The following is a 15,087-nucleotide window of genomic DNA, read 5'->3' on the forward strand; positions in this document are numbered from 1 at the left end:
GCGCTCGACCCTCACAGCGAGTCGCTCGAGCAGACCGGCGCGCGCGGCGACGCGGGCGGCCCGGCGCCGGGGAGCTCGACAGTGAACGTGGCGCCGGCGCCGGGCGCGCTCTGGACCCGGATCGAACCGCCGTGCGCCTGCGCTATCTGGCGGCTTATGTAGAGGCCGAGCCCCAGCCCGCCGTAGTGCCTGTCGGACACGCCGCGCTCGAACCGGTCGAAGATCCGCTCCTGGCGCGCCGGGTCGATGCCGATGCCGTGATCCCTCACCGACAGCCGCGCCGTCCCGGCCTCCTCGCCGAGGACGATCTCGATGGGCTTGCCCGCGCCGAACTTCATCGCGTTGGCGAGGAGGTTCGTGACGATCTGGTCGATGCGCGACCGATCCCAGCGCCCCACGACGCGGCCGCTCGTCCGCAGCGAGGCCGTGCACCCGGCGCGCGCCAGATCCAGCTCGAACCGGGCGATCACGTCGCGGACGACCGCGACGAGGTCGACCTCGGCGATGTCGAGCGAGACCCGATCCGTGTCGATCCGCGAGACCTCGAGGAGCTCGTTGTTCAGGCGGGCCAGGCGCGTGGCCTGCCGCAGCGCGCGGTCGATTTGCCTGCCCATCGCCACGGTATCGGAGGGGCGGCCGGAGCGGAGGTTCCGATCCATGGCCTCGAGCGAGAGCGTGAGCGACGTCATCGGCGTGTTGAGCTCGTGCGTCGCCACGGTGAGGAACTCGTCCCGCATGCGGATCGCCTCCTGGGCAGCGCGGTACAGCCGCGCATTGTCGATCGCGAGCGCGGCCCGGTGCGCCACCTGCTGGACGAGCTCCAGGTCGGCCTCCGTGTAGCGGCGCCCCGGCGCGGACGAGGCGACGCTCAGCGCCCCTATCGGCCGCCCCCGCGCGACGAGCGGCACGGCGATGACGCTGCGTGTCTCGAGATCGCGGAGGAGCCTCGCGTGCGCCTCGTCCTCGGAGTATTTCCGGAGGTCTTCCTCGGAGCGCTCGGGCATCAGGAGCGGCTCACCACATCGCAGCGGCCTGGCCGCCGGGTGGGACGGGCTCCGGTCAGGAGGATACCTGCGCTGGAGCTCCTCGAGCAAAGGCTCCTTCGCGGGATCCCTGTGCGCCCAGATGCCTCGCCGGAACTGCTGGTCTTCGACGATGTCGATGATGCACCAGTCGCAGAGCGATCGCACGGAGAGCCGCGCGACGCGGGGCAGCGTCTCGCTGTAATCGAGCGATCCGGAGAGGATCTCCCCGGCCTCGGCCAGGAAGGCCGCGCGCCGCTCCGCCGCCTCGGCCGCGGTCCGCGCGGCCTGCTCGTCGGCGAGGAGCCGCGCGTTCTCCAGGGAGATGGCCGCCTGCGCGGCGAGGAGCGACAGGGCGGTGAGCCGCTCGGGCGGGAACGCGCCGGCGACGAGGTTGTTCTCGAGATAGAGCAGGCCCGCCACCTCCGCCTGCCTGAGGATGGGCATGCAGAGGAGCGATCTTGGCTTGTGCCGCGCGAAGTACGCGTCGCCGGAGAACTTGCCCGCGTCGGCCGCGGCGTGGACCAGGGTGACGCACTCCTTCGTCCGGTGGACGTAGCGGACGAGCGACATGGGGACGCGCCGCGAGGAGCCCTCCGTCGAGCGGGGGAGGAGGGTCGTCACCTCGCCGCTCTCCTCGAGGATGGCCTCGGCTCCGATGGAGAGGCGATCGTCCTGTTGAAGCACGAGGCAAGCCCTCTGCGCGCCGCCCTGCTCGAGGACCACCGTGAGCAGCGTCCGCAGCAGCTTGTCGAGGACGATCTCGCTGGAGATGGTCTGCGACGCCTTGATCACCGAGAGCTGATCGAGCTGGTCTGTCCGCGCCTCGAACGAGGCGGTCATGGCGAGCGGCCTCGTGTCCCAGAGGCGCGGGCGCCGTTGATCGATGTGCTGGACCTTGCCGTCCGCCCCCCAGCGGACGTAGCCGGCGCGGGCCTCGCGGAGGTAGGTGTCGGCGATCAGCGCGAACCCTCGCTCCCGGTAGAACCCCGACGCGAGCTCGTAGGCAAGCGCCTCGTTGTGCACGAAGCCGCTCTCGCGCGCGGCGCGAATGGCCTGCTCGTAAAGCTGCGCCGCGCTGTCCCGTTCGCCGCGGAGGCGCGCGATCTCGGCGCCGACGAGCGCCGACCGGTCGCCGAAGTTGTCGGGGCAGCTCTCCGCCCACGTGTCGATCTGCCGCTGGTGGGCGGCGAGCGCCTCGAGGTGCAGGCGCCGCTCGCCGGCGTCCGCCGCGCGGCAGCGCGCCGCCCGGACGAGCGCCGCGTAGAAATGGTACTCGGCCACCTCGAAGAACGAGCCCGACGTCCAGAGGAGCGGCCGCGCCCTCTCCGCGGCCTCGAGCGCGGCGTCGACGTCGCCCGCGTGGAAGCGCGCCTGCAGCTTGCGTATCCAGTACCAGCAGGCGGCGATCGCGAGGCGCGGATCGCCCTCCAGGTGCCGCTCGAACCGGCGCTCGTCGAAGTCCGCGCCGTCGAACGAGCCGAAATCGGGCAAGAGGCCCCGGAGCGTCCGGATGAGCCCGAGCTGCGCGGTGATGATGTCGACCTCGAGGCCGAACCGCGCCCGCCGCACGAAGTCGAGCGCGCCCTCGGCCTCCCGCTGCACGTCGCCCAGGGGCTCTCCCGCGGCGAGGAGGACCGTGATCAGGCAGTTCTTGCTGTACGACGCATACGTGAGGTCGCCGGTCTGCTGCCCGGCCTCGAAGCCGCGCCGCAGGAGCTCGATGCCGGTGCAGAGGTGCCTCACCCACGGGTTCACGCGGTGCCCGAAGCCGAGATAGACACGGGCTCTGAACCGGAGCGTCCTGCGGCGCTCCAGGAGATCGAGGCCGAGCCTGGCGAACCGGTACGCCATGCGGTAATCGCCGAAGCGCGGCCCGAGGACCATGCCGAACCAGGTGTAGGCGAGGCACGACGCGTCGCTGTTGCCGTGCTCGAGGCTGAGGTTCGTCATGCGCGTCACGACGAGGCAATTCAGGTTCGCGTCGGTGAACAGGGCCGGCGACTGGACATGGGTGAGGACCTCGAGGGTCGCGCGGCACTCCGCGTTGGTCATCGGGGGCGCGTCGATGAGCTCCTCGACCGCGCGGGCCCCGAGCAGCTCCCAGACCCGCTCGTATTCCTTCCGTACCTCCTCGTCCGCGGGGTGCGGCGACCACGCGATGCCGACGCGGCCGAGGTACTCGAGGCCGACGTCGACGCCGCGGTCGCTGCGGTCCATCGTCGTGTAGAGGCCGAGTCGCACGCACGTGACGGCGGCCAGATCGACGAGGCTCCCGGCGCGGCGCGAGAGCGCCGAGAGCCGCTCCTCGGCCGCAGAGAGGGCGCCGGTGAGGTACTCGCACTCGGCCCGGTGGAGCTCGATCTGGAAGGTGAGCTCGTACCGCCGCTCCCAGCAGTCCTCCGGGAGCAGGGCCCTGCCGGCGGCGAGGTACCTCAGCGCCGAGGCGCAGGCCGTCGACCCCTTGGCGCGCTTGCCCGCGACGAGGTTGAGCTCGGCCACCCGCTCCCGCTCCTCCCGCGACGTGATCAGCGGCGCGCCGCGGTCGAGCTGATTGACGATCTCGAAGACCTTCTCCTCGATCTCCTCCGGCGCCGTGCGCGCCGCGAGCAGCCGGCCGATACCGAGGTGCACCGCCGCCCGCTCGCCCTCGGGGATGAGCGAATACGCGGCCTCCTGGACCCGGTCGTGGAGGAACCTGTACGAGGCGTCCTTGCGCTGGACCAGCCCCGCGCGGACGGCCTCCCGGAGGTCCGCGTGCGCCTCCTCCACCGAGCTGCCGCGGACCATCGACAGGAGGGCGACGTCGGCGGTGATCCCGAGACAGGCGAGGTGCTTCAGCGCCTCCTGGGTGCCCGGAGGGAGCCGCACGAGCTTGCCGACCATCAGGTCGATCACGTTGTCCGTGAAGCCCTTCTCGCGGATCTTCGCCACGTCCCACCGGAAGACCTCGGCGCGCTCGTCGAACTCGATGAGCCGCTCCTCGTGGAGCGCGGTGAGGAACTGGATGGCGAAGAAGGGGTTGCCGGCCGTCTTCTCGTGGACGAGCGCGGAGAGCTGCGCGGCGTCCTCGCGGCGGCAGTGGAATGCGTCGCTGACGAGCGCGACGAGGTGCTCCCGGGAGAGCGGGCCGAGCACGATGTCCGAGACGCGCGCGCCGTCCCTCCGCACCCGGTCGAGCGCCGTCATGAGCGGGTGCGAGGGGGGTACCTCGTTGTCGCGGTACGCGCCGACGATGAGGAGGTGGCGCGTCTCCGGGTGGGTCAACAGATCATCCAGGAGCCCGAGGCTCGCCGGGTCGGTCCACTGGAGATCGTCGAGGAAGAGCGCGAGGGGGTGCTCCTTCCGGGCGAACACCCCGACGAAGCTCCGGAACGCGACGCGGAACCGGTGCTGGGCCTCGGTCAGCGGGAGCTCCGGGACGGGCGGCTGCCGGCCGATGACGAGCTCGATCTGCGGGATGACGTCGACGATGAGCTGCGCGTTGATCCCGAGCGCGTCGAGCAGCCGCTGTCTCCAGGCCGCGATCCGGTCCTCCGTCTCGGCGAGGATGTCGCGCACGGCCTCCCGGAAGGCCTGGACCAGCGTGAAATAGGGGATCTCGCGCTTGAATTGATCGAACTTCCCCGACAGGAACAGGGCTCGTTTCCGGACGACCGCCTTGCAGAGCTCGTGAACGAGCGCCGACTTTCCGCTGCCCGCATAGCCGGAGACGAGCACGAGCTCGGGGACCCCGGTGTCCGCCATGCGCTCGAAGGTGCGCAGCAGCGCGGCCACCTCGCGCTCGCGGCCGTAGAGCCGCTGCGGTGGGAGCTGGGCGCGCCCGGAGACGTCGCGCTCGCCCAGGGAGAACGGCTCGATCCTGCCGTGGTCTCGCTGCTGCGAGAGGCACCGCCCGAGGTCGCGCTGGAGGCCGCGGGCGGTCTGGTAACGATCCTCAGGCATCTTGGCGAGGAGCTTCAGGACGATCGCCGAGAGGATCTCGGGGAGCTCCGGGACGACCGCGGACGGCGGCGGAGGGGCGAGGGCGACGTGGCAGTGCACCCACTCGAGCGGATCCCGCGCCTCGAAGGGCAGGCGCCCCGTGAGCATCTGGTAGAACGTGACGCCGAGCGCATAGAGGTCAGCGCGGCTGTCGATCGACCGGTTCATTCGCCCTGTCTGCTCCGGAGACAGGTACGGCAAGGAGCCCTCGATGAGCCGGGGAGGCCCCGCCGGCGGCTGCTCGCGCGAGAGGCGGCAGGCAAGGCCGAAGTCGATGAGCTTCACCTCGCCTGTCGTCGCGTTGACGAGGATGTTGTGGGGCTTGAGATCCCTGTGAAGGACGTCCTCCTGGTGGAGCTCCGCGACGCACGCCGCGATGCGGACCGCGAGCTCCAGGAACCGCCCGGCGCTCATCGGCCCGTCGATGATGCGATCGAGCGACTCGCCGCCGAAGTCCTCCATGACGAGCGCCGGCATTCCCTCGAACGTCTCGATGGCGAGCGGCCTCACGAAGGCGTCGTGGCGCAGCGCCTTGCCCATCGCGTGCTCGTGCTGCAGGCGCTCGATGTCCTGCGAGCGGCCGCTCCGCGGGTCGATGACCTTCAAGATCACCGGGCGGCCATCGGCGCTCCGGACGGCGCGGAGCAGGCGGGTTCTTCCGCCCTCGTGGAGCGTGCCGGTGATCGTGTATGTGGGGGGGGCGGGCATCTCCATGAGAGAGATCACGGGGACGATACGCCGCGAAGCGCTGGAGCCCGGCGGTCTGGTGGGACATCGAGGCCGAGGGCGGCGCCGGCGCGGCCGAGCCCGTGTGCCGCCCGGAGGCGACGCCGCCACACGACCGGGGCGAGCGCACGGCTCCGGCCGGACGTCACGCCCCCCGCCCCATGCTCCTGCGATCGCAGCATGCCAGATCCCTCCGGTACCGATACCATATCGACCCCGCGGCGCTCGCCTCCGGGCGCGGCGCACGAGCGGCCACGAGCGCCGCGGTGCGTCTGCCGGTGGCCCGAAAGGAGCTCACGGCTCGGGTCGAGCCGGGCCGCGCGTTTCATCCTCCGGGGTCGGCGGTCCCGCCGGTGTGGAGCTCAAACCTCCCCTGAGCCGCTCGCCACCTCGGACGCACCGCGGCTGCCCGGGCGGGCTCGCCTCTCCCGCTGTGCCTTGCGGTACGCGCCCGGGGGGGTGCCCGCCCACTGGCGGAAGGCGTGGCTGAAGGCTGCCTCCGACGAGTACCCCGTCCGTCGCGCCACGTCAGCGAGGGTCGAGCCCGCCTGGAGCAGCTCTGTCGAGCGCTCCATGCGCAGCCGCGTCAGGTAGCCGAGGGGCGGCTCGCCGACGAGCTGCTTGAACCGCTCCGCGAACACGGAGCGCGAGAGGCCGCACCTGGAGGCGAGGGTCTCCACCGTCCAGGGATGCTCCAGCTCCCGGTGCATCAGCCCGAGGGCCTTGCCGATGTGCGGCTCCCGCAGCGCCCGGAGGAAGCCCTCGGAGTCATCGGGGAGCCGCTCGATATAGGCCCGGAGCGCCTGCACGAACACCACGTCGGCGATGCGCGTGAGGACGAGGCGGGAGCCGGGCCGAGGCGACGCGGCCTCGGCCGCGATGAACTGGAGGTTCTGCTCGAGCCACGGCACCGCGCGCCCCTCGTCGGATGTGATGCGGATGATCGGGGGCAACGCGGCGAGGAGCGGGTTGCTCGACCGGTCCTCGATCGTGAAACAGCCCGAGATCAGGGTCGTGGTCGGGCCACCGCCGCCGGACCGGAGAATGCCGTCGTCGCCGGCGCCTTCCGAGACCAGCGCCTCGATGCTCCGAACGGGGCTCTGCGCCTGGTCGCGCATCGCGTGCGCCTGGCCGAGCGGCAAGAGAGCGAGATCACCTGCCGACAGCGCCGTGGTGGGCGCCGAGGTCCCCTCCACCGCGAGCCAGCAGCGCCCGCGGGCGACGTAGTGGAAGCACGCCCGCCCGCCGCGCAGGCGAACGCCCCAGGGCGCCGCCAGCTCGGCTCGGCAGAACAGGTTGCTCGCGAGGCGGATGGCCTGAAGTACGTCACTGAGCGCGTCCACGACACCTCCCGGCAGACGATCCATCAAGAACGACGGACGACCTCACATGGTGCGTCCGCGCCCGCAGGCGCACCCTCAAGGTGCACCACGACGGAGGGACGCACAAGCCGCCCCGCTCGCCGTCCGGAAGGCGAGGACTCGTGAAGAGCGCTCAGGACTGGACGGGGCAGGCGGCCATGAGGCGCGCGCGACGAGACGCCTCGCGATCGTCCATGGAGCGACGGACGTACGATGTCGCGCACGATGCCCAGGTTCGTCACCACCACACACCACGAGGAAAGAGCACCATGCGACCCATCACTGCCCTCTGCTTCTCTCTCGGCCTCTCCCTGTCCACGCTCGCCTGCGTCGACGACGCCTCCGATGTCCCCGGCTCCGGATCGAGCGCCGGCGCCGACGACCCTCCTGGCTGGAGCGAGCTCGCGCCGATCGCGGGCGGCCCGCGCCAGGAGCACGGCGTCGTGGCGCTCGACGGAAAGGTCTACGTCATCGCCGGCGCCGGCGGCGACGGGCTCAACACGGGGCGCGTCGAGGTCTACGATCCGCGCGACGACACGTGGTCCGAGGCCGCGTCGCTGCCGGTCGCGCTGAATCACCCGAACGTCGCCGCGCTCCACGGCAAGATCTACCTGCTCGGGGGCATGACCGGTGATTTCCCCTGGACGGCAGTCGGCGACGTGTTCGAGTACGATCCGGGGTTGGACGCGTGGGCCGAGCTCGCGCCCATGCCTTCCGGCACCGAGCGCGGGAGCGCGGCCGTCGGCGCCCACGGCACGAAGATCTACCTCGCAGGCGGGCTGCGCTCGCTCACGCCGGATTTCCAGGACACGGTGCCCGCGTTCTCGTCGTACGACGTCGAGACGGGCGAATGGGAGACGCTGCCGGACCTGCCCGAGCCGCGCGATCACGTCGGCGGCGCGGTCGTGCGGTCGACGTTCTACGTGCTCGGCGGGCGCGCGAACGGCCAGGTGAACGTCAAGGATACGGTGTTCGCGTACGATCTCTCGGCGGGCACCTGGTCGACGCGCGCGCCGATGCCGACGGCGCGCGGCGGCGTCGCGGCGGCGGTGATGGACACGAAGGTCTACGTCATCGGCGGTGAGGGCAACCAGGCGCCGGACACGCTGGGCATCTTCGACGACACCGAGGTCTACGATGCCGCCACCGACGCGTGGGAGGTGCTCGCGCCGATGCGGACGCCGCGCCACGGCACCGGCGCGGTCGCGGTCGGCTCGACGATCTACGTGCCCGGCGGCGGGACGCAGCAAGGCTTCGGGCTGAGCTCCGTCACGGAATCGTTCACGCCCTGATCGGGCGGCCCGTCACCCGCGGGCGGGACGCGGCCGCACGGCGGGCGTAGCGCGTCGCGCCCGGCCGTGGGCAGCGCTCGCCGCATGGAAGAACGGATGTGGCCCGGTTGCCCTGGGGCGCGTCCAGGCGGCGAGATTTGTCCCGCCCGCGCGATCACCGCGCGAGCCCGTGGGCATAGTAGGGCGGCTGCTCCCGGACGCGTGCCTCAGGCGCCGCCGCGGAGCTTCACCCTGGGATACCCGGGACCGAGGATTTCTTCAATGAACAGGGCACGAGGTTCGAGCACCGGCGTGTTGCTCGCGTTGTTCTTCGCGGCTTGCGATCCTTCGACCAGCGCGACAGAACCCGAGGGCGCGGGCGGCTCGGGGCCAGGCGCGAGCGGCGCGGGGCCAGGCGCGAGCGGCTCGGGGTCAGGCGCGGGGAGCTCGACGGGCTCGGTCGGAGCTGGCGCGAGCGGCTCGACGGGTTCGGACGGCGCCGGCGGCCAGCCGGCCGGAGAGGGCGGCGCCGGCGGCTCGCCCACCGGCGCCGACCCCGACCCCCCCGTGGTCGAGCCGACGCTCGTCACGTCCGGTCAGAACAATTACTGGGTGACAGGGGAGCCGACCGAGGTGACGAGCGGCAATGCCGACGTGACCGTCGACGAGGCGACGACGCACCAGCGATGGGACGGCTTCGGCGGCACCTTCAACGAGGCCGGATGGAACGTGCTCTCGATGCTCAGCGACGCTGACAGGGCGCGCGCCATCGAGCTCCTCTTCGACAGGCACGAGGGGGCGGCGTTCGTCTACGGGCGCGTCCCCATCGGGGCGAGCGACTATGCGATGGATCGCTACACGCTCAACGAGACGCCGAACGATCACGCGATGGAGAGCTTCTCCATCGCTCGGGACAGGGAGAGGCTGATCCCGTACATCAAGGCGGCGCTCGCCGTGAGGCCCGATCTCCACCTCTGGGCGAGCCCCTGGACGCCGCCCACCTGGATGAAGAGCAACGGCGCCATGGATGGCGGCCGGATGAAGGACGACGCGAACGTCCTCGAGGCCTATGCCCTGTACTTCGCGAAGTTCGTCGAGGCGTACGCCGAGGAGGGCATCACCATCGAGGCGGTTCACCCCCAGAACGAGCCGAACTACGAGACGAGGTACCCGAGCTGCATCTGGACGGGGCCGCTCATGGCGAAGTTCATCGGCGCGCACCTCGGGCCGACGTTCGCCGAGCGGGGGCTCACGACGCAGATCTATCTCGGCACGATGTCCAACGCGGAGAGCGGCAAAGACGGGGCGATCCTCAGCGCCGTGACCGGCGATGCCACCGCGATGGGGTACGTCAAGGGCTTCGGGCTGCAGTGGAACATGCTGGGCAGCGTATCCGGCCTGAGATCGCGCAACCTGCCGATCCTCCAGACGGAGCACAAGTGCGGCAACTACCCCTGGAACCCTGCGGGCTCGCCGACCTTCAACGCGAACAAAGCGCCGAACGACCACGCCTACGCCGAGGAGAGCTGGGGGCTGCTCCGCGACTGGATCAAGGCGGGGGTGACGTCGTACAGCGCCTGGAACATGGTGCTGGACACGGCGGGGAAGAACCTGGACTCGCAGCGGCCGTGGCCCCAGAACGCGCTCCTCACCGTGGACACGGGGGCAAAGACGCTGAACGTGACCCCGGCCTACCACGTCTTCCGCCATGTCTCCGCCTACGTCGATCCCGGCGCGACGCGCGTCGGCACGACCGGCGGCGACGCGCTGGCGTTCAAGAACCCCGACGGGACCTTCGTCACGATCCTTTACAATTCTGGCAACTCGGAGAAGACGACCACCCTCGGCGTGGCCGGCAAGAAGCTCCAGTTCAGCATTCCTGCCCACGGCTGGGCGACCGTCAACTGGAAGTGACGCCTCGCCCCCCAGGCGGCCTGCTGGCCGGCTCGGATTGACGCGCGCGCGCCGGACTGCCATCGTCCCGCGAGGGAAAGTCGTCATGATGGCTCGCTTGCTTTCGCTCTCGCTCGCGGCGCTCGCCCTCGCGTGCGCCTCCCCGGAGCCCGCGGCCGCGCCCGCGGCGCCTACCGCACCTGCGCCGCCTCCGGGGAGCGCTCCTCTCACGTCGGGCGGTACCCCGGGCTTCGACCACGACGTATCTGGCGTCGTCGGGGCGCCCCCGCCTGCGTGGGACGTGGGGCCCTGGTACAACTCACCGCCGCTCACGCCGGCGGATCTGCGCGGCAAGGTCGTCCTCGTCCGCTGGTTCATGTCGCCGAGCTGCCCGTTTTGCAGCGCCACCGCTCCGGCGCTCAAGGCGCTGGACGAGCGCTATCGGGAACGAGGGCTCGTCGTCGTCGGGATGTATCACCACAAGGATCCCGAGCCCCTCGATCCCGAGGCGGTCAAAGGCTATCTGAAGCACTTCGGGTACAGCTTCCCGGTCGCGATCGACCCGGACTGGCGCACGCTCAAGCGCTGGTGGATCGATGGCCATCCGAAGCGGCAATACACGAGCGTCAGCTTCCTCCTCGATCGCGCGGGCCTCGTGCGGCACCTGCACCTCGGGGGCACGCTCGAGCCCGGTACCCCCGAGTTCGCCGTCGTCGAGGAGCGCGTCCGCGCGCTGCTCGACGAGCCCGCGGGCTGACACCACCTCCTGGCCGAGGCAGCGGCGCGCCGGCAACGCCGCCGCGATCGCCTCCGCCTTGTCGTATCGTGGGGACCGTGCGGCCTCGCCCACCCACCTCCCGTCCTCGCGAGTACCTTGCCATCCTCGCTGGCGCCCTGGCCGCGGGCGCCTGCGGGGCGCTCTTCGATCAGGTCACCGCGACGATCTCCCCGGAGTATTTCCTCGACGGAAAGGGCCTCGCCGCGTCGAGCTTGCCGTTCCGGCTCGCGGTCGCGTGGACGGGGTTCCGCGGCGGCCTGCCGCTCGGCGCCCTCGTCACCGGCGTGGGGCTCGTCCGCGCGGCGCGCAGCGACCGGTTCTCGTGGCGCGCCTGGCTGGCGAGGATCATGACGGCTGTCGCTGCGGCGCTCGCGCTCTGCCCCGCCGTCATGGCGGCGCTCGACCCGCTCGGTGTGCGCGAGGCGAGCCTCGGCGCGTGGCCCCCCGGCGCGGCCATGCGGTACCTCGTCTGCTGGGGGCTCCACGCCGGCGCGTACCTCGGCGTCCTCGTCGGCGTCTTCCTGGATGGCCAGCAGGCCGAGGCCCACCGTCCCCGGGCCGGGGGGCCTCCTGTCGCCCGGTGACCGCCGGACGCCGCGGCCGCATCTCCTGCGCTCGGCACAACCCCGGCCCCCGGCCCGCCCTCCGCTCCTCGGCCGGATTCCCCGCTACTGGGCGGGCGTGTAGCAAACCTCGAGCTTCGGCCGCTGGGCGACGTTCACCTGCTCGCTCGACCGGATGTCGGTCCGGGCGTTCACGTCGTGGAGCGCGAAGCCGTGGTTTGGCTGGGCGCCATCGACCCAGGTCTGGACGAGGCCCGCCACGTCGGCGGTCGCGACCGCGGCCTGGGCCAGCGTGGGGATCGAGGCCTCGACGGCCGCGTCGTACCCGGAGAAGTTGCCGGCGTGGACCGTCGACTCTTCCCAGGGGCCGAGCACGCGGTGCACCTCGATGACGCTGGCGCTCGCCTTCCACGAGTGGGACAGCGAGAGGGTCGCGGACTGGACGTCGGAGCCCGCCGGGATGAACGACAGGTCGAACGCCAGCACGCCAATCTGCGCGCCCTCCGGGAACGTGTTCAGGACGACGTACGGGTAATCGCCGTAGTTCCACGAGACCCCGGGCTGGATCTGCGCGTCCTGCACGTCCCCGTAGGTGCCGCGCTGCACGACGACGCACTGGGGCTCGGGCTCGCACGCGTCGCCGATGCCATCCTCGTCCGCGTCGGCCTGAGAGGGGTTGGCCAGCGCCGGGCAGTTGTCGCACGCGTCGAACACCCCGTCCTGATCCGTGTCGGCGGCGACCACGGTGACGTGATCGAGGAATGTCCCCTGGCCATTCGAGATGCCCAGATCGTTGAACTGGAGGCGCGTCGTCGTGCCCGAGGCCACGACCGTATAGGTGTGCTCGACCCACGCGGAGCTGCTCGTCGAGAGCGTGGCCACCGACTGGCCGCCCCAGGAGACGCCGAGCACGTTCTGGCTCGCGCCGGTGCCGGGGCGCGCCGCGAAGGAGAACCGGAGCACGTAGGTCGCCCCCGGGATCGTCGCGAGATCCTGGTAGATGCCGCTCGAGCTCTGGGCGTCCAGCTCGACGTGCTGCTGACCGTGCGCGGGGCTCGTGCCGAACGCGTGGTCCAGGATCTCGATCTGGCCGTGGGCAGCCCGCCAGCCGGTGATCGATGTCTCCCGCCGCCAGAAGTTGCGGAACACGTCCGGCGATTCGAAGCTGCCGTTGGTGACGATGTTGCCGGAGGGCAGCACCTCGCAGGCGACGAGCTGCGATGCGGCCTCGCCGAGGGCCTCGCCTTCGTCGGCATACGGCCCGGCTGCCGCCATGCAGCCGGAGATCATCCAGGCGAGCGCGAACACAGAGATCGACCGAGCGGTGGTCCTCATGGGAGAGCTCCTCGTTGGGGCGCCGGCATGGCCGCGCCGTGCAATGCGGCGAGCTGCCGCACGCTGTGGATTAAAAAATACCTTGGCAATGCGTGGACGATGATCGAGAACAGGCTGCTTTGCCCGACGGCGGCTCGCGAATGGCTTTGCTGGTCGAGCGGCGCGCGCCGCATGACGTCACGCCGGGACGGCCGTCACGAGGCGCTCGCGCCCCGGATCGTGGCCGATCCCGAGCCTCCTGGCCCCGGGAGGATCTCGCCCCCTGAGGCGGTGAGGGTCGTCGTCGGCCGGGCGATCGATGGACGGAGTCGGTCGATCGCGGTCACGAGCGATTCTCGAAGCTGCCAGCCGTAGCGCTGTGTCGTTGTATCATGAAATGGGCGCACGGATCATCGTCTTTCGCGTCGTTCAGCGCCGCGTCGACAAGGGTCGCCCCGTGAGCTCACGGAGAAAAGGAGCCATAGAGGGGATCGATGGCGCCGAGGGAAGAGGGGAGCTGAAAAATCTCCTCTCTCCTCTCTCCTCGTCCAGATTCCACCGCGCGCCGCGGCTCAGGCCCGGTGCAGCCCATCGCCATGTTCTGGCGCGACAAGGCTGCCGGACCGCGGCGAGGCGTGGCGACGGCGTCGCAGCCCGGACCGCAGCAGCAGCGCCGAGCCGAGCGCAAGACAGTAGACCGCGGCGCTGCCGTGGACCGAGAGGGCCAGGGCGAGGGATGCGCCGTGGCTCCACGTGGTCAGCGCGTCGATAACGGGCGCCACGGTGCAGGCGAGGACGAAGACGCCCGCCGCGCGCCGCTGCCGCGTCGCGACAAGGCCGAAGAGGGCCAGCGCAATGCCGAGATCCCGCCCGGACTTGACGCGCAGCCAGGGGACGGCGTCGGCGCTGGAGATGGGCAGGCCGAAGCCCTGCGCGGCGCCCAGCGGGTCCATCGCGGCGCTGACGCTGAGGAAGAGCATGAAGGACCCCAGCAGCAGCGTCAGCAGGGCCGTGGGCGAGGTGAGCTTCCAGGGCAAGTCGTCTCGGTGCGATTCCATGGTGCCTCCGTGCGCGATCGACCGCGCTTCACGACGAGGATCATGGCGACGGCCGCCGCCGAGGGCCATTCGCGGGCGGCTCAATGCTTTGCCCGAAACGCTCACCGTCCGGGGTAGCCGGATGGATCGCTGCTATCCTGTGGGCGTGGACGTCTACGGCGCTTCCGATCTCCTCGGGCAGATCCTCGAACGCACCGGGCTGCGCGGGCAGCTCTACTGCCGCACGGTGGCGCGCGCTCCCTGGGGCCTCCGCTTCCCGGCGACAACGGTGGCGAGCCTGCACCTCGTCACCTCGGGCGCCTGTCACCTGGTGCACGGGCGCGAGGTGCTCGCCCTGGGGCCCGGAGACGTCGTGCTGCTGCCTCGCGGGGATGGGCACGCGATGGCGGACTCGCCGCGCAGCCCGAAGGTGCCGCTCGAGCAATGGCTCGCGGAGCGCGGTGACGGGCCCGCGCCCGAGCTGGGCGGCAGGGGCGCCGAGACGCGGGTGCTCTGTGGCTGCTTCGCGTTCGACGAGCCCGGCGCTCACCCGGTGCTGCGCCTGCTGCCAGCACGGGTGCACCTCCGCGGGGACTCCCAGGCCGCGCGCGCCCTGTCGCCCACGGTGTCCCTGCTCGAGCGGGAGTACGAGCGCGGCGAACGGGGGGCCTCCGTGGTCGTCTCGCGGCTGCTCGACGTCCTGCTGGTGCAGGTGCTCCGCGCCTGGGCGGACGCGCAACCTCCCGGTGGGGCGGGGTGGCTGGGCGCGCTCGGGGACAGGACGCTCGCCAGCGCGCTCGCGTGGATGCACGCCGAGCCCGAGCGGGACTGGAGCGTGAGCGAGCTGGCGCGCCGCTCCGGGACGTCGCGGGCGACGCTCGCGCGTCGGTTCGCGGCCGAGGTGGGCATGGCGCCGCACGCGTACCTCACACGCCTGCGGATGCAGGAGGCGGCCGCGCGGCTCCGCGAGAGCGACGACGGGCTCGCGTCGATCGCGGCGCGCGTGGGGTACGACTCCGAGTTTGCCTTCAACCGGGCGTTCCGCCGGGCCATGGGCGTGCCTCCCGGGCAGTACCGGCGACAGGCCCGCTCCTGAGGGCGGCTCCGGCGCGACGCCGTCGGCCACCTCCGGCTGGCT

General features: G+C 71.5%; 9 protein-coding genes. 5 read left to right on the top strand and 4 right to left on the bottom strand.

All coding sequences use genetic code 11. The features are described from left to right. Nucleotides 1-11: 11 nt before the first annotated feature. Complete coding sequence (locus WMF24_RS44470; RefSeq protein WP_437733552.1) at nucleotides 12-5,714, bottom strand: sensor histidine kinase; 5,703 nt, start codon at nucleotides 5,712-5,714, stop codon at nucleotides 12-14. Nucleotides 5,715-6,094: 380 nt separating this feature from the next. Beyond that, nucleotides 6,095-7,075 (bottom strand): cupin domain-containing protein, encoded by a 981-nt coding sequence (locus tag WMF24_RS44475; RefSeq protein ID WP_437733553.1) that lies wholly within the window; start codon nucleotides 7,073-7,075, stop codon nucleotides 6,095-6,097. Between the two features lie 287 nt (nucleotides 7,076-7,362). Between WMF24_RS44475 and WMF24_RS44480 the strand changes: the two genes are divergently transcribed. The 4 genes from WMF24_RS44480 to WMF24_RS44495 all read left to right on the top strand — a co-directional run bounded on the left by WMF24_RS44480 (nucleotide 7,363) and on the right by WMF24_RS44495 (nucleotide 11,619). Then, nucleotides 7,363-8,385 (top strand): Kelch repeat-containing protein, encoded by a 1,023-nt coding sequence (locus WMF24_RS44480; protein WP_437733554.1) that lies wholly within the window; start codon nucleotides 7,363-7,365, stop codon nucleotides 8,383-8,385. A gap of 261 nt (nucleotides 8,386-8,646) precedes the next feature. Further along, nucleotides 8,647-10,278, top strand: a complete 1,632-nt coding sequence (locus WMF24_RS44485) for a glycoside hydrolase family 30 protein (protein ID WP_437733555.1) — start codon at nucleotides 8,647-8,649, stop codon at nucleotides 10,276-10,278. Between the two features lie 85 nt (nucleotides 10,279-10,363). Then, nucleotides 10,364-11,014, top strand: coding sequence for a TlpA family protein disulfide reductase (locus WMF24_RS44490; RefSeq protein WP_437733556.1), 651 nt, complete (start codon nucleotides 10,364-10,366; stop codon nucleotides 11,012-11,014). Nucleotides 11,015-11,091: 77 nt separating this feature from the next. Continuing rightward, complete coding sequence (locus WMF24_RS44495; RefSeq protein WP_437733557.1) at nucleotides 11,092-11,619, top strand: hypothetical protein; 528 nt, start codon at nucleotides 11,092-11,094, stop codon at nucleotides 11,617-11,619. An 84-nt stretch (nucleotides 11,620-11,703) separates the two neighbouring features. Here WMF24_RS44495 and WMF24_RS44500 read toward each other — a convergent pair whose 3' ends face one another. Both WMF24_RS44500 and WMF24_RS44505 read right to left on the bottom strand, forming a co-directional pair. Further along, on the bottom strand, nucleotides 11,704-12,933 hold the full coding sequence (locus WMF24_RS44500; protein ID WP_437733558.1) for a DNRLRE domain-containing protein: 1,230 nt from the start codon (nucleotides 12,931-12,933) through the stop codon (nucleotides 11,704-11,706). Between the two features lie 551 nt (nucleotides 12,934-13,484). Further along, nucleotides 13,485-14,075 (bottom strand): DUF4267 domain-containing protein, encoded by a 591-nt coding sequence (locus tag WMF24_RS44505; RefSeq protein ID WP_437733559.1) that lies wholly within the window; start codon nucleotides 14,073-14,075, stop codon nucleotides 13,485-13,487. 16 nt (nucleotides 14,076-14,091) lie between these two features. Here WMF24_RS44505 and WMF24_RS44510 point away from each other — a divergent pair, with 16 nt between their 5' ends. After that, nucleotides 14,092-15,045: a cupin domain-containing protein gene (locus WMF24_RS44510; RefSeq protein WP_437733560.1), complete on the top strand. Its 954-nt coding sequence runs from the start codon at nucleotides 14,092-14,094 to the stop codon at nucleotides 15,043-15,045. The last annotated feature ends 42 nt before the right edge of the window (nucleotides 15,046-15,087 follow it).

The sequence above is a fragment of the Sorangium sp. So ce1335 genome (assembly GCF_051521615.1).
Lineage (GTDB): Bacteria > Myxococcota_A > Polyangia > Polyangiales > Polyangiaceae > Sorangium.

Coding starts and splice junctions, on each gene's coding strand:
- WMF24_RS44470 (WP_437733552.1), bottom strand. CDS start 5,714: ATGCCCGCCCCCCCCACATACACGATCACCGGCACGCTCCACGAGGGC.
- WMF24_RS44480 (WP_437733554.1), top strand. CDS start 7,363: ATGCGACCCATCACTGCCCTCTGCTTCTCTCTCGGCCTCTCCCTGTCC.
- WMF24_RS44510 (WP_437733560.1), top strand. CDS start 14,092: ATGGATCGCTGCTATCCTGTGGGCGTGGACGTCTACGGCGCTTCCGAT.
- WMF24_RS44500 (WP_437733558.1), bottom strand. CDS start 12,933: ATGAGGACCACCGCTCGGTCGATCTCTGTGTTCGCGCTCGCCTGGATG.
- WMF24_RS44485 (WP_437733555.1), top strand. CDS start 8,647: ATGAACAGGGCACGAGGTTCGAGCACCGGCGTGTTGCTCGCGTTGTTC.
- WMF24_RS44490 (WP_437733556.1), top strand. CDS start 10,364: ATGATGGCTCGCTTGCTTTCGCTCTCGCTCGCGGCGCTCGCCCTCGCG.